Source organism: Paenibacillus sp. FSL R5-0810 (assembly GCF_038002285.1).
Taxonomy (GTDB): Bacteria; Bacillota; Bacilli; order Paenibacillales; family Paenibacillaceae; genus Paenibacillus_AQ; species Paenibacillus_AQ lactis.
This window is the reverse complement of the sequence record NZ_JBBOCF010000002.1, coordinates 1-22,860: the sequence shown is the minus strand read 5'-3', so window position 1 is coordinate 22,860 and position 22,860 is coordinate 1. Positions and strand designations below refer to the sequence as shown.

At 48.8% G+C, this 22,860-nt stretch carries 26 protein-coding genes; 3 read left to right on the top strand and 23 right to left on the bottom strand.

The annotated features are described in order from the left end of the window. Position 1 precedes the first annotated feature (1 nt). From MKX76_RS29440 to MKX76_RS29335, 22 genes are all read right to left on the bottom strand, one after another. Positions 2–1,114 carry a phage late control D family protein gene (locus MKX76_RS29440; protein ID WP_341035115.1) on the bottom strand — a complete coding sequence of 371 codons (1,113 nt, stop codon included), beginning with the start codon at positions 1,112–1,114 and terminating at the stop codon, positions 2–4. Further along, positions 1,111–1,326: a tail protein X gene (locus tag MKX76_RS29435; RefSeq protein ID WP_341035114.1), complete on the bottom strand. Its 216-nt coding sequence runs from the start codon at positions 1,324–1,326 to the stop codon at positions 1,111–1,113. Before MKX76_RS29435 ends, MKX76_RS29440 begins: the two co-directional genes overlap by 4 nt. Further along, a complete protein-coding gene (locus MKX76_RS29430) occupies positions 1,326–4,145 on the bottom strand; it encodes a phage tail tape measure protein (RefSeq protein WP_341035113.1) in 2,820 nt (939 codons plus the stop codon). The genes MKX76_RS29435 and MKX76_RS29430 overlap by 1 nt, the downstream gene beginning before the upstream one ends. 172 nt (positions 4,146–4,317) lie before the next feature. Then, a complete protein-coding gene (locus tag MKX76_RS29425) occupies positions 4,318–4,638 on the bottom strand; it encodes a phage tail assembly protein (protein WP_341035112.1) in 321 nt (106 codons plus the stop codon). Positions 4,639–4,657: 19 nt separating this feature from the next. Further along, positions 4,658–5,179 carry a phage major tail tube protein gene (locus MKX76_RS29420; RefSeq protein ID WP_341035111.1) on the bottom strand — a complete coding sequence of 174 codons (522 nt, stop codon included), beginning with the start codon at positions 5,177–5,179 and terminating at the stop codon, positions 4,658–4,660. A gap of 16 nt (positions 5,180–5,195) precedes the next feature. Then, on the bottom strand, positions 5,196–6,635 hold the full coding sequence (locus tag MKX76_RS29415; RefSeq protein ID WP_341035110.1) for a phage tail sheath family protein: 1,440 nt from the start codon (positions 6,633–6,635) through the stop codon (positions 5,196–5,198). A 2-nt stretch (positions 6,636–6,637) separates the two neighbouring features. Further along, positions 6,638–6,970, bottom strand: a complete 333-nt coding sequence (locus MKX76_RS29410) for a hypothetical protein (RefSeq protein WP_341035109.1) — start codon at positions 6,968–6,970, stop codon at positions 6,638–6,640. Next, positions 6,960–7,466, bottom strand: coding sequence for a hypothetical protein (locus MKX76_RS29405; protein ID WP_341035108.1), 507 nt, complete (start codon positions 7,464–7,466; stop codon positions 6,960–6,962). The genes MKX76_RS29410 and MKX76_RS29405 overlap by 11 nt, the downstream gene beginning before the upstream one ends. Further along, positions 7,463–8,029, bottom strand: a complete 567-nt coding sequence (locus MKX76_RS29400) for a phage tail protein (RefSeq protein WP_341035107.1) — start codon at positions 8,027–8,029, stop codon at positions 7,463–7,465. Before MKX76_RS29400 ends, MKX76_RS29405 begins: the two co-directional genes overlap by 4 nt. After that, on the bottom strand, positions 8,026–8,382 hold the full coding sequence (locus MKX76_RS29395; protein ID WP_341035106.1) for a hypothetical protein: 357 nt from the start codon (positions 8,380–8,382) through the stop codon (positions 8,026–8,028). Before MKX76_RS29395 ends, MKX76_RS29400 begins: the two co-directional genes overlap by 4 nt. Before the next feature lie 14 nt (positions 8,383–8,396). After that, on the bottom strand, positions 8,397–8,591 hold the full coding sequence (locus MKX76_RS29390; RefSeq protein WP_341035105.1) for a hypothetical protein: 195 nt from the start codon (positions 8,589–8,591) through the stop codon (positions 8,397–8,399). Positions 8,592–8,612: 21 nt separating this feature from the next. After that, on the bottom strand, positions 8,613–9,653 hold the full coding sequence (locus MKX76_RS29385; RefSeq protein WP_341035103.1) for a major capsid protein: 1,041 nt from the start codon (positions 9,651–9,653) through the stop codon (positions 8,613–8,615). Positions 9,654–9,669: 16 nt separating this feature from the next. Further along, positions 9,670–10,062 (bottom strand): head decoration protein, encoded by a 393-nt coding sequence (locus MKX76_RS29380; RefSeq protein WP_341035102.1) that lies wholly within the window; start codon positions 10,060–10,062, stop codon positions 9,670–9,672. Between the two features lie 2 nt (positions 10,063–10,064). Beyond that, positions 10,065–11,147: a head maturation protease, ClpP-related gene (locus MKX76_RS29375; RefSeq protein ID WP_341035100.1), complete on the bottom strand. Its 1,083-nt coding sequence runs from the start codon at positions 11,145–11,147 to the stop codon at positions 10,065–10,067. Then, entirely contained in the window at positions 11,147–12,832 is a 1,686-nt protein-coding gene (locus MKX76_RS29370; RefSeq protein WP_341035099.1) for a phage portal protein, read from the bottom strand. Before MKX76_RS29370 ends, MKX76_RS29375 begins: the two co-directional genes overlap by 1 nt. Beyond that, positions 12,829–13,059 (bottom strand): DUF6148 family protein, encoded by a 231-nt coding sequence (locus MKX76_RS29365; protein WP_341035098.1) that lies wholly within the window; start codon positions 13,057–13,059, stop codon positions 12,829–12,831. Before MKX76_RS29365 ends, MKX76_RS29370 begins: the two co-directional genes overlap by 4 nt. A 29-nt stretch (positions 13,060–13,088) precedes the next feature. Then, the gene (locus tag MKX76_RS29360; protein WP_341035097.1) at positions 13,089–14,993 is read right to left on the bottom strand and encodes a phage terminase large subunit family protein; all 1,905 of its coding nucleotides are present in this window, start codon (positions 14,991–14,993) and stop codon (positions 13,089–13,091) included. After that, complete coding sequence (locus MKX76_RS29355; protein ID WP_341035096.1) at positions 14,974–15,498, bottom strand: hypothetical protein; 525 nt, start codon at positions 15,496–15,498, stop codon at positions 14,974–14,976. The genes MKX76_RS29360 and MKX76_RS29355 overlap by 20 nt, the downstream gene beginning before the upstream one ends. Before the next feature lie 715 nt (positions 15,499–16,213). Beyond that, a complete protein-coding gene (locus tag MKX76_RS29350) occupies positions 16,214–16,879 on the bottom strand; it encodes a hypothetical protein (RefSeq protein WP_341035095.1) in 666 nt (221 codons plus the stop codon). Between the two features lie 8 nt (positions 16,880–16,887). Next, positions 16,888–18,393: a hypothetical protein gene (locus MKX76_RS29345; protein ID WP_341035094.1), complete on the bottom strand. Its 1,506-nt coding sequence runs from the start codon at positions 18,391–18,393 to the stop codon at positions 16,888–16,890. A 1-nt stretch (position 18,394) separates the two neighbouring features. Next, complete coding sequence (locus MKX76_RS29340; protein ID WP_341035093.1) at positions 18,395–19,114, bottom strand: hypothetical protein; 720 nt, start codon at positions 19,112–19,114, stop codon at positions 18,395–18,397. 58 nt (positions 19,115–19,172) lie between these two features. Continuing rightward, positions 19,173–19,457, bottom strand: a complete 285-nt coding sequence (locus tag MKX76_RS29335) for a YjcQ family protein (protein ID WP_341035092.1) — start codon at positions 19,455–19,457, stop codon at positions 19,173–19,175. A 94-nt stretch (positions 19,458–19,551) separates the two neighbouring features. Here MKX76_RS29335 and MKX76_RS29330 point away from each other — a divergent pair, with 94 nt between their 5' ends. Next, positions 19,552–19,785, top strand: a complete 234-nt coding sequence (locus MKX76_RS29330; RefSeq protein WP_341035091.1) for a DUF2188 domain-containing protein — start codon at positions 19,552–19,554, stop codon at positions 19,783–19,785. 430 nt (positions 19,786–20,215) lie between these two features. Here MKX76_RS29330 and MKX76_RS29325 read toward each other — a convergent pair whose 3' ends face one another. After that, entirely contained in the window at positions 20,216–20,419 is a 204-nt protein-coding gene (locus MKX76_RS29325) for an Acb2/Tad1 domain-containing protein (protein WP_341035090.1), read from the bottom strand. A gap of 138 nt (positions 20,420–20,557) precedes the next feature. Here MKX76_RS29325 and MKX76_RS29320 point away from each other — a divergent pair, with 138 nt between their 5' ends. Both MKX76_RS29320 and MKX76_RS29315 read left to right on the top strand, forming a co-directional pair. Further along, a complete protein-coding gene (locus MKX76_RS29320) occupies positions 20,558–20,833 on the top strand; it encodes a hypothetical protein (RefSeq protein ID WP_341035089.1) in 276 nt (91 codons plus the stop codon). A gap of 367 nt (positions 20,834–21,200) precedes the next feature. Next, complete coding sequence (locus MKX76_RS29315; protein ID WP_341035088.1) at positions 21,201–22,847, top strand: recombinase family protein; 1,647 nt, start codon at positions 21,201–21,203, stop codon at positions 22,845–22,847. Positions 22,848–22,860: the final 13 nt, after the last annotated feature.

Sequence of the window (22,860 nt, the reverse complement as noted above, 5' to 3'; positions counted from 1 at the left end):
ATCACCACCCCAATACCTTACGTATTTCAATATCGACCCTGTAAGGGTTTGTACCAAGTCTATGCGTCGCACTCTCAATAATGTACTTGCCGTCAAAGCGCCCGTACCCCTTGACGTTGACCGTAATGCCCGAGGCAAGTCGGATGTCGCCGTCTAACGTAAAGCGTGCCTGGCCGGACTGTTTGTTCTGCTCACGCAGCCTATTCCTGGCCAGCCGATTTGCCTCTGCCACCGATTCAACCCGTTCATTGATGCGGAGCACCGGGAGATCCTTTGCGTTTGGAAGGCTGTATTTCCCTGTGATGACTTTCGGAGTCACTGATTTTTCTGGTGCGGCAGCAAGCGCCGTCGTCGGTACCTTCCCCTTACTCTTCTTCTTCGCCTTTTTAGCCGGAGCTGGCGGCCGATAAGTAACCACGCATGATCCATAAGCCCTGTTCGTGCTGCTTTCGTTAAAACTGTAGGAGATGATGTTGCTTTCTCCCCGTACAATGTCCAAGACCGCTGGCTTCTTTTCATACTCGGCTTCATCAAAGAGCACAAGCTTCCCGCCGGATATCTTGGCCGCGATTCCCTCATCCTTGGCAATCTGGATCAAAAAGGAGAGGTCAGACTGATCCGTTTGGTCGATCCGATCATAGGTCGGATTGGTGGAAGCTGAATAGACCAAACCTAGCTTTGCTCGCTTTGCAATGTCCTGGGCTATCGTCTTCAGTTTGACCTTCTCCCATGCCTTTGTACGGGACTCCTGCTTCGCCTGATAACCCCCAAGTGGTAGCGCGACTGCCTGAATTGCCACGGTATCCGGCGGTCCATTAACATCGATGGCATCGACTTCAAATGATCCGCACGGCAGCTTGGCCTTTTGACCGGGTTTATCCCAGTTGACCACCGTGATCTCGGCGATTAATTTATCACCAAACTCGGGCTTCCAGGTCTTTTGCCAGTTCGCATCCCTATCATCCAAGGTAACCGTGATGTTATCCTGATCCCCGGGCGCTCCGTCCGTGTATGAGAAGTCCATCAGGTATTTGCTCAGATACTCGGTCCCCATATCCTTGCCGTTGTATTTGAGCATCAGATACGCATGACGTCCATCCTGTACTGTCTTCATGATCCGTCCTCCTCCAGACGCCATGGCGGCAATGTGGACGCCGATTCGACCGGGATATCGGGTACCTGCAGGGTGATTCCGGCCGGAAAAATGACAATCTCCGTATGGTCAGGATTGGCCGTCATTAGCGGCACCATAAATGACTCGTCGCCGGAAATAGCAAAGGCGATACTATCCCAAGTATCGCCCTGAATCGTTCTATAGGTTTTCATTAAGACATGCCCACCCTTTGCCTGTTTCTTTGCATTTGTTTGTACAGGTTTTCAAATTCTCGAAGTCCTATACTAAGAGCCTCCTTCACCTGACCTTCGACATTGCCAGCACCACCGTTTACATGGATAACTGGGCTAAAGTTAACTGAAGGGCTATCTCCTTGTCCAGAGTCAACACCAAGCATCCGGCCAGTCATGGCGTACAGATCACGTGACCGCTTACTGTTATTGATCGGGATCGCCATCTCTGGCCCAGCCTCGCCGAAGATAGATGGCTTGTCGGCATAACCCCCGTCCCCATAAGCCTCCATTGACTGCATGTTGGACCCTGGTCGGACCCCGGCCTGTCGCCAAACAACAGAAACATCAATTTGTTTCTCAAGCGGTAGGTTGTTCATCTCTTCGTTTAAGGTCTCAAGCTGCCGCATAGCACTATCGAACCGCGCCTTTTCCTTCGCGGTAAGCTCATCGTATTTCTGAGCCATGTCCTCAATCGGAGCGCCGAGGTTCAGTTCAATCAATGCAGCCTGTGTATCATAAAACTTCTGGAAAGTTTGCTCGGTTGTTATCAGCTCTTCTTGTGTTTTGGTCAAGCTTTCGTAATTTGAATCGAAAGCCTCTTTCATACCTTGGAAATCAAAGAGCATGTTACTCCAGTTATTTCCGTAGAACTTACCTGTCACACTTTCGATTTCAGCTGCGAGCTCTGCCAACTTTCGAGCTTGTTCTTCGCCAGTAGTTGTGTTGATGATCTTCTCTTGACGGTTCACAAAATCTTGATACTGAACGTAGGACTCACGCGCCTTCTGGTATGCTTGCTCATACTCTGATAAGTTTTCGGTCATGGATTGATACTCTTCCTTCAACTGAGGAAGTTGAGAACGAGTATCTAGGATTTCAGCATCCAGGCGACGCTTCTCCATCTCCAATTGTGTCTGATTGAGTTTATCTGCAAGACCCAGCTGCTCCCGGAAACTATCACTCTTAGCGTCTTCCGCCTTCAAAATTTCAGGGTTTAGCGCGATGAGTTCTTCTTCAACATTTTTTTGCTTTCTACGCGCTTCGGCCAATTCCGCTGCAGGCGTCTTCGTGTTGTTGATTTTCTCCTCGAGTCGATCGTACTCACGGATCAGATTCCTGGTTCGCTTTGTCTGGTGCTCGATATCGTTATAATTATCAAAAGCACCATCCAGAGCATCCCCCATATTGATCAGAGCTTGACGCGCCTTTTCCTGATGGTTTTTGTAGGCAATCACTCCTGCAGTCAACGCACCGACAGCGCCAATAGCTAACCCAACTGGATTCGTGATCAACCCAGCCACTCGGCCGAATTTACTTACTCCATTCGTTGTATCGAAAAGTGCGCTCCCTACACTGGTGATGTCTTTGACCATGCCAACCGAATTTTTAGCAAGCAGTGCAGCCGGAACCCCAAGCCCGATAGCTTTGATGAGATCCTTATTGTCCGAGGCCCAGTCCGTTAAATCGTGTAAGACAGGCATCAGATCCTCGCCGATCGGGATGATCACCTCATCCATCAGCTCGCGACCAAGCACCTTCAGGTCATGCGTCAGGTTGTCGTATTTGACGGCAGCCATGTCTTCCATGGTGGACTCCGTCATATTAAACTGGCTCCGGACGGAACCGAGTGCGGCAACGACGTCTTTCTCCAGGTCTTCCCACTGCGTGCCAAAAAGCTCGACACCCAGCATGTTTCGATACACCGGGTCCTCGATGTTGTTCAGTTCTGCAATGACCTGCTGCATGACGTCCTTACCCTTGATGGCGCCAGTGCTCAAATCGGTCAGGATTTTATCCCCGCCGCCCATCATACCCGAGATTGCAAGGAAGGTATCCTCTGCCTTTTTGCCGCCCTTCTGCAGGTTCTTTATCATTTCCTTGGCCGTGTCGGCGGAGACGTGCTTGAGCAGTTCCAAATATTCTGCCGACTTTGTCCCGCCTTTAGTTAGGGCCGTGGTGAATTCTTCGATGCCTTCCGGAGCAAACAGGGCCGCCAGTGCCTCCGCAGTCTTCTCGCTGCCATCCTGAATGCGGATATTGAATTCTTTTACTAAGTCCCCTACCTTATCTAGGTTCCAGGCGCCAGCCTCAAGACCGGCCGCGAAGAAGTCAAACATCTCATTCGCAGAGTACCCGAGGGCAGCAAATTGCGGAGCGTACTCGTTCGCAGAGTCAAGCAGCTCCCCGGACTTATCTAGGCCCCGCTGAGCCCCCTGGGCGAGCAGGTTCATTGATTGTTCGGAAGTGATGGCGAACTGCCGCATCATGGTATCTGATGTTTTTAATGACTCGGGAATGTCGTACTGAAAAACATCCTGTAGCACAATGGCATTCTTGGTGGTCCTCTCAAGCTCGTCTCCCTGTTGTTTGGTTACATTTCGAGCGACGACTAAGGCATCTGTGAGGTCGCTGACCCCTTCTCCCAAGCCTTTGCGATACAAGGAATCGGAGATGTCTTGAAGTTCCGCCAACTCCTCAGCCGTTGCACCTGTAGCTGCCTCCAGTTGACCAGATTGAGCATCCAATTCTCCGATGGTGCTAACCATTTCGCCAATAGAGTCGGTGACCTTGTCTATGATGGCATAAGCCCCAGTATACTGACCCACCCTTTGGAGCACTTCACCAAATTCCCTAGCTCCTTCGGTTAGATCGTCAAATGGCCTATTTCGCTCAAGTTCCTCCAGGTCACCACCCAATTGGTTAATGGTCCGGGACATCATGTCAAAAGCGCGCCTGATCGACGGATCAATCTCCCCGTTTAGTTCAAAGCGCATTTCATACCTGTTATTGCCTGCCATGGTTAACCCCCGTTCTTAGGAGGACGTTCTTGTTCGCGTAATGTGATATGAGCCTCTTTCCATTTTTCTAATTCCCGAAGAGGCAAACTGAGCCAGTATTCTACTGGTGTATGCCTATGGGTCGAAAGAATAAGGGCATGCTGACGTAATAGATCAAGTCCGGCCCAATCCTTTAGGCCAACTTGAGCAAAAAACGTTGCGCCCTCTTAGTAATCTGTATAAAATCCTGAGCTGGAAGTGCTGTAATCACATGATGATGCAGGTTCGCTGCCTTAGCAGCTACTAAGGCCTGGTACTCTTGGTTGACTTCCTTCGTCAAAATGGTTCCTGAACTGCTTAGTTGATTTTCGCAATCAATCAGGTCTCGACCACTCAATTTACTAAAATCAAGTGTGATCTCTTCGTAGGTCACACCCTCATAAGTAAATGGCCGAGCGAGTTTATACGCTCGGCCATCCTTTTCAGCAACTTTTACTTCATCTTTTTCTGACATGGTAATTCCTCCTTATTTATTAATATCCAAGTGCGGATCGAACATCTTGCATGGTCTGATCCTGTCCGTTAATCCTGAAAATATAGTTGAATTTATCGAGCTCAAGAGCCGCAACTCCATCCAGAAAAATTTTGATATAAGTGATCTCGATGTTGTTGCTACCGCCCGTCGCTGCGTTTTTAGCAAATGTTCCTAGATCCATGCTTTTACCCATACCCCGGACAACTGCCTTTACAGCTTGAGTCTGAGAAAGACCATTCACGAATACCTGTTGAGCTCCTCTGATTTCCAAAGCGTGAATCGAAGCCGGCAACAGGGAAAATGCTTCCCTGTTGACCGTTCGCCAGTTGATTCCCAAAACTAAAGAACCGAAATGGCCTGGTGTTGGGACATCGATCTCGCCGAGGATGCCACCTCCGCTTAGCGTATCAGTCAATGCATCAAACGAAGGCAGTGTAACATCACCGGTTCCAATCGGCGTCGTTGAACCTTCAAGAAACAACGTGTGATCAATTAATTTTGAAGGGATTGTTTGTGGCATGTGTTTAGTTACCTCCTTAAGCCGCTGTCAATGCGGCCAAATATGACGCATCGTAGAATACCAGGAATTCAATTTCTTGGGCCATGGACGGCGGTGTGATATACACCCGGTAAACAGCCTTACCGTTTCCAAGTTGATCATCTGGATTGTCCGCAGCCAGAAACTCCACACGGCCTCCCAGAAGATAACCTGCACCGACTAACCCGTTAATCCAGATGTTTGCAGCGTCCGCGACCGAGTCAATCAGCCGGCGATTAAGCGGATCGTCAACATACTGCCAATGGCGCAGGACCAGGTTGTTTTTGATATAAGAAAACATCCGACGAACCGGTATGAAGGTGCGCTGCGCATCTTTATATTCCGGATATGCACCGGTTCTGTTCCCCCACGCTTTAAATCCGTCCGTCCATCTGATTCCCGTTACAATGCCGTTCGCATTCAACAGATTAGCCTGATCATATGGGATTCGAACCGGAGCACCGTCTGCATATACCAGACCGTCAGCCGTGATAGGCTGATTCGACGGAGTCTGTACAGGAACACCCTCGTTCAGGCTGTCCGTCGCCACCATGGACGCCGTGACCAGTGTAGACATGTAGTAGGTTCGCCCTTTGTATGTCGCCATAGGGTACGTGTTCGTTTGGAGGTGGCTGGTATAGCCGTTGTCCTCTTTCCACTTCACAATGTCTACGTATTTCTGACTCGCGTCCAGATCCGTAACCGCGTGCGCCTCAAACAGGCCGTTGATGTTCTGGGACTTCGCCACCATCACGGCAGCCACCACCGGATCATGCGACCAACCCGGAGCAACAATCAGGTTCGGCACGAAAGAGGTCTCCAAGAATACATCCTCGATCAGCTCAAGGCCGGAGCGCTCGCCCGTCTGCGCATCCGTGCCGCCAATGATCCGGCTGGCCGTTACGTTGGACGGCTTCAGCGAGCTGTATCCTACCTGCAGAGACGTTGTTCCCGCCGGGATAGCGCCGCCGCTGACGATCGCGATGACCAGCTTGCCAGCAGCATTAAACGTGAGAGTATAATCCTTTCCGTGTTCGTATGTTGTGGACCCATCTGCTACCGTTACCGTTGCTTTCAGCACGCCTTCCTTATCGATCATATGAATCCCGTCCACGAACGTGGCTGCCGCTGGCGCCGTCACTTCTGCATCCGTCACGTCCAGCACGTTAATAAAAGCGATCGGGGATTGCTCACTGTCCACGAAATGCGCGTGCGCCGCTTCGCAGAGTGTGAACGACTTCCAGTCGTAAGAAAATCCGAGCTTAGTCCGGAAGTCTTCGAGGTTCTTGGCGATAATGATCTTATTTACCGCTCCGGCCGGATCAGCGACCTGGTTGATCGGAGCCGTGCCGAAATAAATAGGCAGCGTGTTCGTTTGCACGACCGCTGCCTTGGGTTGCAACACTTCGGTTGTCTTTACACCATGAAATTCAGCCATGGTCAAACTCCTTTCAGCGACAGGAGAGCTGTATTCAGCGCCGTTCCTGCCTGATTGATTTGTTTTAATGATTCCTGGAGCTTATCCACCGGCACGAACAGCGCCTTAATATGTGGATATTCTGTGTACAAATCCTTAAGATGCGCCGGACGACCGCCGAGAAACACCTGATTTGTACGCAGGCCGATGCCGTTCTTGCGAATAGTCGGGCCGATGTAGATCAGCTGCTCAGGGACCGAAGGCGTCTCTGCTGCTTTAAACTCGGTATCTTCCTCTGTCAATACAGGAGCGACGCGCCCCTGCTCTTCTTCCTTCGGATTTTTCTTAGTAGCCATGCTTCCATACCTCCTGTACTATGGATGGTGCTTCCCATGTGGTTGACATATATCCCATCCAGTGATCATCGACCTGTTCTTCTTGGATTCCCATGTTGAGCGGTCCAGTTCTACGAACCGGCCATCCATCATAGGTTTCACGTAAAAAAGAGATCCTGACGTGCTCCATGAGATGCAAAACATCCATGAAGGCATCGCGGTCTCCTCCCTCGCATCCAAAAACGAAATCGATTTGAAGTGTCCGGTATCCTTCATCATTATCCTCAGCGCTGCTGAACGCGATAATGATGAATGGCCAACGCTCATCCCGTTCGTCTGGAATCGTTGTGTCCAACGGTTTAATATCCGTCTCTTGGTCATCGTATTCCGGCGTCGCTCTGGCCGGCAGATCCACCTTATAAATGTTCGGCTGAACCTTATGGGGACCAAGTAGCATACCTTTCGTGATGCTCTGCAGGTACTTTTGCAGATGCTCCATCAATATATCAGGCGTCACGTTCTCAGCCTCCCTAATGTCCGGTTGAGCTCATGTGGCAGCCGCTTAATCATCTCATCCGCGAAAACCTCCTGAACATGCTCCCGGACCTCTTCATTACCAACCATGGACGGCACCGCCGGTCCATAGAGTTCCCGCATCGGCAACCTCTTCCGACCGACACGTTCGAACACTCCCGTATGAGCACCGACTGTTGCTATAAACGCCCTGGGAATAGGTTTCTTGGTGCCTGTTCGATAAACTGCGGCTTTGATCGACGCCGGGGCTCTTTTCAGACGACGCTTAGGCGCAACTGAGAAGCGCACAAGAGGAATATTTCGACCCTTTGAGGTCAATGTAGCTTGGAGCATATTCCCCTGTGCTTTCCTTATGCTGATGGTCTCCAGCACTTCCTTCTGCTTCACGACATACTTCTCGCGCACTTTTCGACCTGTCTCCGTCTTCGATCGCTGAGTGGCCCGGTTAAGGGCGGATAAGACTGCCTGACGAACAGCCTTATCCATCTGCCTTAGCGACCGATTCGCTTCCCGAAAGTTGTCCCTTACCTCTATAAAATCACTCATGGCCGCTTACCATTTGCCTCGAGCACGATTTTTAAAATACCCGTGTCATTGGATACGCCTGTCACCCGGTATCGATTAAAGTCCAAATAAAAATGCTGGTCCACCCTTGGGGTATAAGCCAGCACATTCGGATCGATATGGATAATGACATTATGAGCAGATACTCCATCGGCGCTCTGGATCGGGCGTCCGTCTAAAGTGAACTTTTCGACGATCATCTCGAGTTTCCGATCCTTCCGACCCTTTTGATTCACATCGTCGGTATAAGTCGTAACCGTGTGGACCTCGGCGAACTCATTTGAGTTCATGAAAACCGCCTGAACATCCTTCGCCATTTGATCTCGAAGATTCATAGCGGATCAGCTCCTTATTCAGCCGCTGCTTCCTTTGCCCTCTTTGCAGCAGCTTCTTTGATGGCCTTCGCTTCAGCTTCAGGGTCCTTGATCGCCTTAATTTTCAGCAGGCGATCGATATCTTCTTTTTTCATGTCCTTAGGGATTTCCTCCCCAATTGCGATTTTCTTACCGTTATGACGTATATTCCATTCTGCGATATATGGCATGATTATTTATCCTCCTTTGGATTAAAGAACTTTAGCGACGTACCAGCCATCAACGTTAGCAGGAACGCAAATTGGCCGTGACAGCAATTGCAGTTTACGGCTTGGCGGTTCAATTTCGCTCAATACTTGCGGGTAGATTTTAGCTTCGGCAAATACAAATTCACCATTTTCATCAGCGACTAGGTTCGCCCCGTACAAGAATTCGAACGGTTGACCATCAGGCAGCAAAGCTAGTGTTCCCGCTGGGATATAGCTTACTTCGTTGCCTGCCTCATCAGTGTAAGAGTTCGTGTACGACCAAATATGCAGGTTGGCTTGACGCAGATATCCATGATAAACCACGCCCTCCGGCAAAATTTGTTGATTCAGATCGCCCACGTCCAAGGTTTCCTTTTTCGCTTCAATCAATTTTTGTAACGTTGGGTGATTTACGATTGTTTTAGCAACTTCGAAAGTAGTAAGGATTCGGCGCATAGTGCGTCCGCTTTTCTCCATTACCTCTTGAACTTTCTCGGTTAGATAACCAACGACGTCGGTATCTGGATTTGAGAACAAATCTGTGCCGGACAGAACTTCAATGTTAGTAAAACCCCAGTCAAGAATTTGACTTACACCCTCACCGATCTGCTCCGTTTTACCCGTAAACATAATTTCGGAAAGCTGCTGGACTTTACGACGATCGATGGTGTCTGTCAGCTCAGCCAGGTCCTTGACGATCAGCTCCTGATAACGTTGTTCCGGGGTTTTAGGGTTCAGCAGTGTTTCCCCAGCCTGCTTTACTTTCAGATCGTGACGCGTGATAACACGCATCGGTTTCAATAAGGCAGGTTTGTACGTCTTGGATGTAAATCCAGTGCGCAGCACAACCTTACCTGGAAGCAACTCATTCACGTAAGGAGCCAGCGGACGGTGACCCTTCTTAGTTTGGATTTCGATTTCGTCTGTAGTAAATGTCTCGCCTTCACTTGCGAACGTATTCGTCAAGTAATACGAATCTTTTGGGAATGCTTCGACAACCTGTACTAGTGTCGGGATTTCTAAAATTTCGTGGTAAGATGGCATATTTATATTTCCTCCTTTATTTAACTACTCGTTTAGTGATAAGGCCGATATTACGCATTGCAACCTCATGCTGGGCCACTTTATCCGTTCCGCCAAACTTGAGGGCATCACGGTTAAATTCACCGTCAAGATATGCCGCAGCGCGGGCATCGCCTGTGGTAGCATCTACAATCGAATCCGCGAGAATGCAGTACGGGTTTTGAGAACCATCTGTTTTGGTGGAATCAACTGGAGCCACGATCGGCGTGCCCGCATACAAGTCGCCTTCAGGCAGCTGGCTCACACGACCTAATACAGTACCGCGCGTCACCACCCCGGACCCGGACTGGATGATAATTGCCGTCATTCTTTCCGGCTGCACTCCACCTGCAAACAACTCGTCAAACGATGGGCTTGTATACTCTGCCATTATTAACGACCTCCATTTCTTTTCATGTTTTGGGCCATAGCAACCATACTGGCTACTGTATTGGCCTTCTTCTCTTCCTTGACCGCGTCTGGCGTTTTAGCCTCGATGGACGTCACGTTATCGACGCCGCTTTCCTTAGCATCAAGTTTGCGATTCTCAGCTTCTTGACTCGCGCGTTTCATTGAGGCTTCAAAAACCTTCATCGCAACGTCCTGTACGGTTTCGCCGTTAGTGATGGCCTCGTTAATAAATTGGGCTGCACCCGGAGCCGAGGCGTATGCTTGCAGTTCTGCAATACGTGTACGTTCGGCTGTCTGTACTTCACTTGTCACCTGTGCAAACAAATCAGGGTGTTGTTCTTTAAATTCAGTCATATTCATCGTCTTTGTCTCCTCCTTTTTTTCATTTCCTGCCTTAGAGGCAGGGTTTTGCGACCTGATTGATGCAGCAGGAGCCGCACCAGGTAAAATATTTTCACGGATCAGTTTGGACTTGATCTTGTTCAAAACCTCACTAGAAAATAACGGGGCAGCAGCAGACGCGGCTACCTTTTCCACTTGATTGAACATGATTTCATCGGCGAATCCATTTTCAATTGCCTGCTGAGCATTCAAGAAGGTTTCGCCGTCCATCCAAGCGAGTATCTCCTCACGACTTTTCCCAGTCTTGTGCTGGTAGGCGTTAACCATCCCTTCGTCAACACTATCGAGCATTTGAGTTTTCTGATCAAAGGTGTTTTTGTTCCCCCAAGCACTCGTAGCAGAACGATGTACCATAATTTGTGCTGTTGGGGAAATCATGACCTTCGTCGCTCCGCACATGGCCACTGATGCCGCACTTGCGGCGATAGAAACCACCTTTGCGGTGACGTTTCCAGGATACTCGCGAAGAGCCGTGTAAATCTCGGACCCTACCCACGCGTCTCCACCTGGAGAATTAATGTACAATTCAACATCCTCACCATTCGCTTGAGTTAGCTGGTCGGAGATCATGCGTGGTGTAACGTGATCCATTTCAAACCATTCATAAAACCAAGCATCATCATTCGCGACGATGGTTCCATATAGGTTAATTCGTTTCGGCATTAGTTTTGTTCACCCCCTTCCTCGTCATCGTTGTCTTCATCTCCCTCATCCGATGGCTCCGACAAAGTCACTGGTGTCGAAGCAGCTGGCACAAGTCCCAATTTTTTCAGGCGGGTTTGCTCATATGCGCGCTGCTGAACATTATCCTCCCACGATCCACCGTTGATTTCGGCTGTTTCGCGTGTTCCAGTGGAAAGATTGTTGTCAATCCGCATGACGGCAGCTTGTACCTCTTTGGTTGGGTCAAGCAATCCCTGTGATGGTCCGTGCCATTCAGCCTTTGTGTAGGCAGCAAAAATAGCCGGATCATCAAAGATGCCGGGTGCGTCAATTCTTCCTTTGGATACCGCCTCTACAAACCATTCCTCATAGATCGGTTGGCAAAACGTTTTAGATAACCAAGCGCGGCGCATGCGGTACATCTTCCATGCTTCAAGCAAGGCGCCGCGAGAAGCAGAATACGAGCTTGTGAATTGTTTGGTCAGAATCTCGTATGGAAGCTCGAGGGCTGCGGCCATCTGCTTAAGCATGGCACGGACAAACGCCTCATAGTTGGGATTCGGCCTTGTCGGATCGGCAAATTTAACATCTTCCCCCGGATCCGTCCGCATGATAGCGCCCTGGCCGAGTTTTATCTCGTCACCAGTAGCGCCAGGCGCAATTTCAGTACCGTCCAGATCCTCATCATCCATTCCAACGCCTTCAAATGGGGCTCCCCCCTCATCATCGGCGGGGGTTGTGATAAAGACTGTGTACATGGACGTAATCACAGCGGCAGCAAGCTCGGCATTCGTGTACTGACTGAGCTGCTTCAGGGATTCAATGATTGGAGCGATTACCGGAATGCCTCGTCGTTGTCCGGGCCTTTCTGCCTCAAACAAATGAAGCACGTTCACCCTACCGGTGCGCTTTCCGTATTTTTCAACACGAACCCATTCGTTCGCCCCGCTCAGACTATAACCTCCAGCTCCAGGGTGTCGGTTGCTGAAGTGATAGGCAACTACCATCCCGTCTGCGTCAACCTCGACCCCGGATTGAATACGTTCCCTATCAACGTTGACCTTATCTGGAGGAGTCGCGCATCGATCGGCCTCGATCAGATTCACCTTCAGGTCATACACGGACCAGGGGCGGGGTTTGCTCGGCAACAACGCAAAGACGTCACCGCTCATAAGCGTTGAGATGAAGGCCAGTCCTTGCAGCTCATAGAAGTCGTTAAGGCCGGCAGCGTCGCACTTGGTTGTTTCTGCCCATAGTGCCCATTCCCGCTGAATGGAACTGCGAAGCTTTTCCGCTTGTTCCTTTGTGAGCCCCAGGTAATCAGCATCAAAGGCCGGGTTCAGTCGTAATCCGGTACCTACAATGTTGGTCCGTAAACCTTTGTGAGCTGCGGCGACGATATCTGAACCCATGTGCAGGTCCCGCGCCCTCTCGCGCAGCTTGGGGACGTTCTGATGGATGTCTGTGTCAGCATCACCGACAGGGGTTTGCCAGAACAGCATGGACGACTTGGTTGTACTTGCTCCATGCTTACCGTAACCCCGCCCGTTGCTTCCAGCCCTTCCGATCAAGCTATTGGTAACCTTCCGTACCGCTTGTTGTCTTACAACTTCCGTCCTGGCCTGCTCGCGCTTAGCAGCAATCCCAGGAGCGAATACGTTAAGAGCCTTATCAATGATGTTCATCGGTCAACAGGGTAAAATCCCGACGTTCTGGAACGCCGTTTCCCGCCATTTTCATAGGCGTCGACGATGCGGCCATATTTCCTTTTCATCATTTGAACAGTTTCCATGTCTGCTCGAGTCAAAGACCTGCCCGCAATGCTATAAGCTTTACCTGTTGCTATGGCATCCTCTGCATCATTCCACAACCTATATTTCTCTTTGGCTTCTTCATAGGATATTCTCGGCATTTTCCCTTACTCACCTCCTTTCAGTGGGTCTAAATACTGCTTGAAACGTTCTTTTTCTTCGATCTCCTTGCCCTTTGAATCTGAGTCATTCCACCAGGAGTAACCTTAGGTCCATTGGGTTGTCGTTCAACTGGCAAGGAGAGATTCGGTCTAAGCATTTCGAGGACCGCTCTATTATAAACAGCCAAGTCGAAAGGCTCATTGCGGTCCCTAATCTTGACCCAAGTTTTGTACTTGACGCCTTCTTGGGTAACAATCTTCTGCGTTTCGGAAGTCAAACCAAGGAAATATTCCTCGGTGTAGCCCTTATCCTCACCAGGGAAGTGACAATATAGAGGGCCTGGTTTCTCGACTTTCAGCGAATCGAAGACCTTTACCTTGCCATCATCTACGCCGAGCTTGATCAATACTGCTTTCTCGATCTGCGTTTTGCTGTGGCCAGCGATAAATGGGATATCGTGAGCCGTTTTAGCCGTCTTACCCACACCTTTGATAGCATAGATATTCCGATAATTTCGTGCTTTAGTGAACGCATAGACCTCTTTGGTGTAGTGACCGCCTGAGTCCATGAAAGCCCCGACGATTCGGAATTCCCTGCCGTTTGGCCCTATCCAGGATCGGCAAAGGAATTCGTCGAGCCGTTCCCACACCTCTTCCCTATCTAAATCGCCGTAAATGCGATGGTATTCGATCCTCCATGACTCTTTCCCAGCACCCCACCCGATAACTTCAACTTCAAATCGGTCGTCCTGTGTATCGATCGCTGCAGTGAGAATCTTGACCCCTTCGGGAACCTCGTATTCATAACGCTCCCGGCGCGCTGCTAGCGTCTTTTCATCAACGCCCTTGACCTTTGTCTCCCATGGTTCGCCCAAGACGGTGTTTACGAAAACCTTGAGTTTGTCGACACCTTCACGTTTGGCGACTAAAAAAGCCTTCGAGATTTCCCGCCAATCTGACCACGGGCTCGAAAGCTGATTGATATGGAAACCGCGTCGTGTGGAGTGCTTCTTGCGAGCGACCCAAGCCCCTTCCCCGCGCTTCCAATCCTTTTCTGCACCGAGCATGCCGCAATACGCGCAGCGATGCTCAGCCTTAGTTACTACGATCTCACCGGACTCCGAGACATAGTGATCAAATACGATCCCGCCATCCTTCCCATTCTTGAATTGGAGTGGTTGAAGCTCACCGCAATGCGGGCAGGGCAGGCACCACTGTTCCATCGTGCTATCCTCGTAAAGCTGGTTGATACGTGACGTCTCTTTGTCTACCGGTGTCGAAACGAATAAATGTCGGCGCTTGTGATTGAACGTCTTCGTCCTGGCCGTAGCCAGCGCTATCGGATCACCCTCATTCCCGGAGGAAACCGGGAAACGATCAACCTCGTCACAAAGAAGAATCTGGATGGGGCGAGAAGACAGGTTGTCCGGTGCATTGGCGCCGACAATCGTCACGTACCCGCCCGGGAAGGACTTCTCGCTGATTGTATTACTGCTGTCTCGCGACTTGGATACTCCGACCTTAGCCATTAGTGCAGGACTGTTTTTAATCATGGGGGTCAGCCGTTTTTTTGAATAGGCCTCGACCAGATCATCCTTTGGCAGCACGTGCATTATCGGACAGGGCTCTTGATCGATGTATGAGCCGGTCACATTCAGCAGGAATTCGGTTTTACCCACCTGGGCCGACGCCATAATGACGATTTCCTCCCAGTTTTCGATGGAATCCATGATCTCTCGCTGGTATTCCGCTCGTGCTGTCCTCCATGGACCTGGCTCCGAGCTGCTGTCCGTCGTCAAAACTCGGTTCTCATCGGCCCACTGCGAGACGGTTAGACGTCGTCTCGGCTCCCATTGCCGGCATGCGCGGGCAAATAAGTCACGGGTTTTTTGAGCAACGCAGACCGGACACGGGTCAATCACTGCTGTTTTCATGGCTTAGATCGCCCCCAATCTTGTCTGGGGTGTACCTCGCAAGTGTAGCCAGCGCCGTTTCGATCTCCCTTCGAACCGTGGATTCCACAAATTCGGCCGATTCGTTCTCACATTCTGTAGCGATCCGACTTGGAACGGCGAGCAGCCGGGATTTTGTCGTCAGGATCAAGTCCGACAGCAGCAGCTCGACGTCCGCCGCCGCATGCAGGTTCCCCTTTAACTGCTCCAGCTCAAGCGCGGCCCTCTCTGCCTTGGTTTTTTCATGCTCGGTCTTATAATCGATCAGCCGCGGCTTCGAATCTTCTTCTTTCCCACCAGAAACATGCTCGCAGTAGGCCTGGACTGATTCGCCGAGTTTGTATTTCCCTCGACTGATCTGCCGCAACACACCATCCCGGGTCAATTGACGAATCCATTGGGGAGTTCTCCCTACGATCGCAGCCAATTCCGAGGTGATGACCTCTCTATCCTGCAGAGGTTCTGCTTTCGCTTTAGACTTCGCCAATTTCCCCACCTCACTTTCGTATTTTCGATAAAATCAACTGTTTCGAAATTTTCATGCATTATTCGAAGCAAAAATCAAAAACGCCTCTGGTCGGCTACCTGCCAAGCGAAAGCGAAAGTAAAATTTTGAAAATAAAACTGAACGAAATTCGGGGTCGTCCGCACCCGCACTCATTCCGAGACCCCAGAAGGACCCGTGACCGAAAATTTCGGCCCTCTCAGCCTTTCAGGTCCCCTCCGCCACTATCTAGAAGTCCGACAAACAAAACGCCTGTATGCCCCCTTGGAATCGCTCTAGTGACGTGTCTATATTTATCTTGTTGAAGATCGAGGCACATGGTAAAATCTAGGGCATCGGCTAGATATGTTAAAGGTACAACTTGGTTTACATGTGCAAGACTTTATGAATCGGGTGATACCACAATTCTTCTCCTTTTTCGCAGTGTGGGGGAAACAAATTTTAGCTTGGGTGGGATAAGTGCGCTAAGCGAAAAGGAGACCCGCATTATGAATATCAAGCCCTTATACTTTCTAGCCGTAGTCCTTATGCTGTGTGTATGTTTCTTTGGCAGTTTCATTTATGCCATACATAAGAACTTACATCCGAATTTCAATGGATCCTTTGGATCTCTTAAAATTCAAATGACAACTGTACCTCAGACTCAGCCACAGCCTGGCAAGGAGAGCCTCCCATGATGATTGGGGGGTTTTTCCCGTTAGAGAACAACATCGAACCTCCTCGGAGCAGCATGCAGGAATGCAATGATATTCCCGTTGTTGCTCTTCGGCAGCTTCTCGAAATGATCTTTGACCTCAGCTTCCCATTCTTCAATCGTTATTCCGTATGATTGGATCTCCTCGATCTGGTCATGGATCATTCGATGCTGCTCTTCAGTTACCCTCATATGATGTTTGTTCTTCTTTATCCTGAAGTATTTCAGATAGGTTTCAACGAATGAATTTCCATTGCTATTAAAAGCGATGTATTTATTTAATCTTTTATCATTCGTTAGTATATTATCATTCGTTAATAGCGTTGGATTTTCCACATCTGGAAAACCCGATTCTGGACGTAATGACGGGCTTTCGTAAATATCGAGTTCCCAGGATAAGATTTTCCCTCGCTGATCCTTGACCGCATATCTCCGGACATACCCGAGCTTTTCGAGCTCTTTGAGGCCGGCCCGGATGGAGTCCTTGCCGTCGGTCGTGTGCTTGGTCATCTCGTCCAGATAGAACTTGAACCCATCCGGCTTGGAGAGCATGTAGGAGAGCAGGCCGCGGGCCTTGAAGCTTAAGCGGGCATCCTGCAGCATGCTGTTGTCGATCCGGGTGAATGGCGGGGCCCTCTTGCCTGATTTATTAATGCGATGGGTTGCCATCTAGGTGATCATAATTTCGTCGTTGATAAAGCACCATCGTCCCCAACCTTCACACGCCATCTTGACCCATCCGGAGATTTCAGAATAACTCCCTTTGCCGAATTATCGAGTTCGACGTCACCCTTGAAAAGAGAGGTATCTGCAAAAACCTCGAACGACTTAATGTTTGCAGTGGAGAGATACCTGGCAATCCGAACGATAGCTTCAACATCGGCCGAAGACTTTCCGGCTTGGAGATATACAACACCGGCGTTAGCGACAAGACGACCTTTAGCCCCGGTTTCACTTCCCACCAATACATGATCGTTTTCATTCGGAAGTTGGATTCCTTTGCCCAGCTCGTATACCAGGTACTCTTTTCCGTTTAAGGTCAGCACAAAGGCCTTCTGGGCACCTTTCAGGGCTTCAATTTCAAGCACTGGACCTTCCTGATCGGATCGCCCTTCTATCCTAAGTGCAGGCTCGCTTTTTTTTCTTGGACGCATAACAGAAGAGCTTCCTAGTGGGAGCTCCGTATACCCGATCTTCCAGCTGTTGTTATCGTCCGTAGCCCCGTACCAAATCTTATATCGATAACCACTTCCTTCTCTCACCAGCCAGCCGCTGGATCGGTAAATTTTCGATGAATCGAATTTACCACTACCCACTCCGGATTTTCTAAGGATCGGGTTCATTTTGTTATACGACCATTGGAGTCCGTCCGCACTGGTAGCCAGGTACAAGTCACTGTTATCCGACATAATCAACATATAGTAAATTCCGTCGTACTTATTGACGTCCAGATGCCATACTCCAACATCATTATTCCGTAAGAACTTTCCGGACATGTTCGTGTCAACGGGCTCACTCCATGGGCCATATGGAGACTGTGAGGAACGATACTTAACTGTTACCGCCTGATCTTGGACCGGCTTTTTGATATCCGCAGCGCCTGCATACCACATATGCCAGGTCTCCCCATCATAGACAAGAGAGGGGGACAGCATCCACTTGGCATCCACCAGTGTTTCGCGTTTCGGTGTCCAGTTTACGCCATCGTCCGAAGTGGACACTAGAATATTCTCCACGGTCCAGGACGCTTCAACGTATCTCCAGAACAGGTACAAACGGTCTTCGCCTGGATGGTATACCAAATCAACGTCAGAATAGAATCCTCGAGCCGGCTGCGGGAATATTGGATTCACGATACCTTCTGGCTCTACCCATGTAATTCCGTCCTGAGATACCACGATATGAGGGTTTTCTTCGTCTCCTGAACCGAAAGGGAACGGTGTATGAGCCATCCAGTAACGCCAACCCCGCCAAGGTTCTTGGAAGAAAACCACACTCGGATGAGTAGGTTGTTGACCACCCTCCGCCGATGTCGGAACAGCTAAAGGTGCTGCAGCATTTACAGCTTTGTACGGTATGTTAACGTCCACAATTGTATTTATAAAAGGCACCGCCGCCTCAGCTTTCGCAACTTTCTTCGAAACGGACGCTGCTACTGATAATGCAACTCTCCCGTGATCCAAATCAACCTACCGCCTTCCCTTTAATCGTTACATTCCCGCCGGATACCGCCCCGATCCGAGCCCGGAAGGAATACCCTGCCGGCACAACGACTTGCCAGCTCTCCGGCGCAGTGTCGCTGCCACTCGAGGTCTGCTGTCCGAACTTGGTCGGATCGGTTACGCTGAAGGACGTTACAGGCATATATTGACCGCTCGGCCCGGCCAGCTCGAACATGACCGTCCGACTGGTGCTGGTGCCAGTGATTTCAAAGGTGAGCGTGTAGTTGCCGTCATTCGGTGAGAACGGCGTTCCGTTGCCGGCAGCTGAGGCGGCATTCTGGAGTGTGACATCCAGGGCGCTCACCTTGATCTTTACTTTCTGGGCACCGTCCTCCGGATCGTAGCTGTCTGCAGGGTTAACAATTCGGCCGTCACTGTTTATGTGTTTCGTTGGCACTGGCGTATCAAAATATGAGCTGCTCAAAACATTCTTCACTCCTTTTTCATTAGTCTCGACCTCTCCGGTCATTAATTCATTAATCGCTATGTTTTCTTGAGTCCCTTGGATCTGGGATCGTTTTCTGATATAGGGCAGAAGGTGAACGGGGATGAGAAGCCTCTGCACCGGACCAACCTCCTGCAGCAGCCTGTACACATTCTCTGGAATGCCATTGTGAAACACCTGATGCTGAATGAGTCCTTTGTAAGTCGGACCGATGTATATGGATTGATTTCTGATCACTCGATTCACCTCCTTCCTGCGTTTTTTATGTAAAAGAAAAAGCACCCTGGGTGGGTGCTTAGAGCTTGATCCATTCTCTGATTTCCTTTGCTACTGAGTATGCTTTATTCCATGTAGAGTTTTCTTTGATGTATGCTATTCCTTCAGGGGTAAGTGATGCTGTTGTATAAACATAAGCGCGATCATCAGCGAACAGAACGTTCTTTGCCAAGTTATTGCTTACAACATACCTAAATGCATCTGAGAACTCTTCTACGGAAACACCAAACGTTTCTTCATCGTACGCTTGGTTCCCCTTCTCAATCTCCTTCAAAATTGCAAACGCTAATTTTTCAATTTTCATCGATATTTCACCTCCCTCGACATTAGACTTCGACAACTGGGAAGGAAATACCTACCATTGCATCGAAAGTTGTAGTTCGAATGGAGGTGAAGACATGCCAGATAAAAAACCACCCGTCCACACCGTGCCTAATCCAGATGGTGGATGGAACAATAAGCAAGGTGGAAAAATAGTCAGTCGAGCTGACACAAAGGCGGAAGCCCAAAGAAAAGGAAGAGAAAAAGCTAAGAAAGATGGTACCGAGCATAGAATCCATAACAAAGACGGAAAGATAGCCAACTCTAATAGCTACGGGAATGACCCGAATCCACCAAAAGATAAGAAATAAACCTCATGGCACCCTAAAGGGTGCTCTTTTTATATTACAAACTCAACGAACGCCGGCGACCGCAGCAGCATAACAACACCTCTCAATCGATTATACCGTTTGGTATGTTTCATGAGAGGCGGTAAGTCTTGTAAATTCAATTTTTAGTTACCTTCTGAGTCGAAGCGATCTCCGCAGTATGGGCAAATACGAACATAATCGATCACATTAATCGAAATGAATTCGCCCGTTCGTAAGTCATATTCATATTTCCGTAATACGAATTCTCTGATGTCTTTATCAAAGTCGATATCAACACGCAAATCGATTTGAAACTCCCTATGCCTGGCTATTACATCCTGCATTGGTTGGCAATTATGGGTCACACTCCACCACCTCCAACAACAATTTTTCGACCGTAATCAGGTGGTTTCCTGCATAAGCGGTAAATTCAGTTCCTTGCTATTGCAGCGTTGGCCCAAAATACCGATTGCTCAAGGCTAGTCATTGCGAGCGACTTCTCCCGGCTATTCGGAGCCAGTTTATCGATCAGGTACGCCAGCTCCTTTGCCTTCTCGCGGATCTCCTGGTAAATCTCAGGTTGTCCCGGCTTCGGTGCGTGATAGCTGAAATTGTTCTCGATTTGTTCATTCATTTCTTTTCATTCCCCTTTCGAATATATGTTTTCATAATAATAACTTTTTAGAATTACAACGTGAGAATCATACTAATTTAAGTACGAGTGATATAATCGTGATTAATAAATACTTGGATTGATAGGAGATGTTATGCCATGACCATTAAAGCAACGATTGACCAAGATAATGTAAAGTACGCCATATCCGATAACGGGTATATTCTGGCCCTAGATAACAATGAGAACGAGCTCTTTAAGTATCCTATCAAGAGCGTTACTGAAATTGACATAGGTTACAATTTAGATAACGGAAGCTGTTATTCCGCCAAGCTTGTATTTCCTGATCATGAGATACAATTCAAAAAATCGCCCGAGCTAACACCGTTCGTTAATGCTTTTGAGGACGAGTTAGATAAAGTAAGAGCACGATAACAAGGAGCCCTATGGGTTCCTTTTTTATATGGGATACCGAGACCGTGCCGTGTAGGTATCTCGGTATCCCTCACCCGTATTAGGAAAGCGGAAGGGATGTTTGCACCACTCCCATATAAAAAAGGCCGGCAGCGGCCGACCCGATCACCAGGGCGTTCACGCCCCTGTGGTGTCCTCTTCTCGATTTCCTATGATACCAATATATCACGTTAAAAACCTAGTGGCTTCGCCGCGACTTCGTATTTTTTACTAACTTTTTACTTTTCTTTTACTGCCATCTTTCGGTGATTCATTTTGCGCAACGCTTTTGGTTTGGTTATAATCAAATTTGAACTGATAAAACCAAAAGAAATGGGGCACTCGTTATATGGCTTTACGAGCAAAGGATTTATTGGATCTCGGAATAGAGAACATAATTAATTATCTCCGTAGATCACGAGCGGATGAAGAAATGGAACGGCGTACCGGAGAGGATGTACTTCAAGCGCAAAAGGAACTAATGGATCGTGTTCTCGAGCCGCTGGGCATTCCTTATGATCAACGGCCTGAAGTCGGATCTGGGGATAAGATTTCCACACGCCCTGTCTTCCAAGGGGTTATTAGGGATCTGCAGGCCGGAAAATACCAAGCAGTTGCAGTTAAAGAGATTTCCCGTTTAGGGCGGGGATCGTATACAGACATGGGCGTCATATATGACCTTATAACCGAAAAGAGAATCTTCATCATTACTCCATATAAGATTTTCGACCCCAATAACCCAGCTGACCTGAGACAAATCCGATTCGAATTATTCATGTCCCGGGAAGAATTCGAGACAACTCGTGAACGTTTAATGGGAGGTCGGGTTAACCGGGCGATGGAAGGTAAATGGGTTGCCGGGGAAGCTCCGTTTGGTTATGACTACAATCCTGACACAAAGAAGCTAGAGATCAACGAGGGTCAAGCAGAACAAATTCGGGCAATTTTCGATTTTTACGTTAATGGGGTTCCTGATGGGGAGAACGGAAAGAGAAGAGATGTCAGCTTCCGAGCCCTTGCGACCTATTTATCTCGTCATACAGTTATCCGGACACCAAAAGGAAAAAAGAACTGGCATCCAAACTATTTAAGAGGAATCCTTCAAAATGAGAGATTCATCGGCATACTGAAGTTCCGTACCACTAAACGGGTTAACGGAAAGGTTGAGGAACGACCAGAAGACGAGCACATTATTGTACATGATGCTATGCCGCGAATCATCGATCAGGAGACATGGGAGAAAGCACAGGCCAAAATTAACGACAGTGCTCATAAGCCGCGGACAAGAATGGATTTTACTCCGTGTGAATTAGCTGGCTTATGCGTTTGCTATAAGTGCGGCGGGAGAATGATCCGACAGTACAGCGTTCAGAATTACAAAAAACAGTCAGGGGAAGTCACGCAGTACCACAAGGAGTTCTTATGGTGCTCACGTCCTGGATGCACTTTTGTGAAATATCGCTCGGTTGAAGAGGATTTGTTGAATGTAATTCGTTATTTCAGCGATCTTTCAGCAGAAAAGATGCATAATGAACTACTGGCCGTGTTGGAGAAAGATGATTCACAATCGCTTCCAATCAATGATATCGAAGGATATGTTGAATCACGCATGAAGGAACTCAAAGCTCGTATGAACTTTATTTACGAAAAATACGAATCTGGCCGATATTCAGACGAAATGTTTGACGAGCGGAAAGCTGAAATTGACAAGGGGTATAAGGAACTAGCCGAGCTAGTTGAGCAGCATAAAAAGCAAAGCAGCCAAGCCACTGGATCTGCTATCGATGTTGACGTTGTAAAACAAAACTTAAACACCGTATTGGAAGCATACAAGAATGCGGAGGATAAGTCGGATCGGAATCAAATACTTCGTGCAGTATTTGATCGTGTAGTCGTAGAATTGGTGGAGAGTGGTCGTGGAAGGATTCCAGCGAAATACAATCTGTATCCTGTCTTCAAACGGGGATTGACTAATCATGGTTTTTTGGTACAATGATGTCACTAACTAT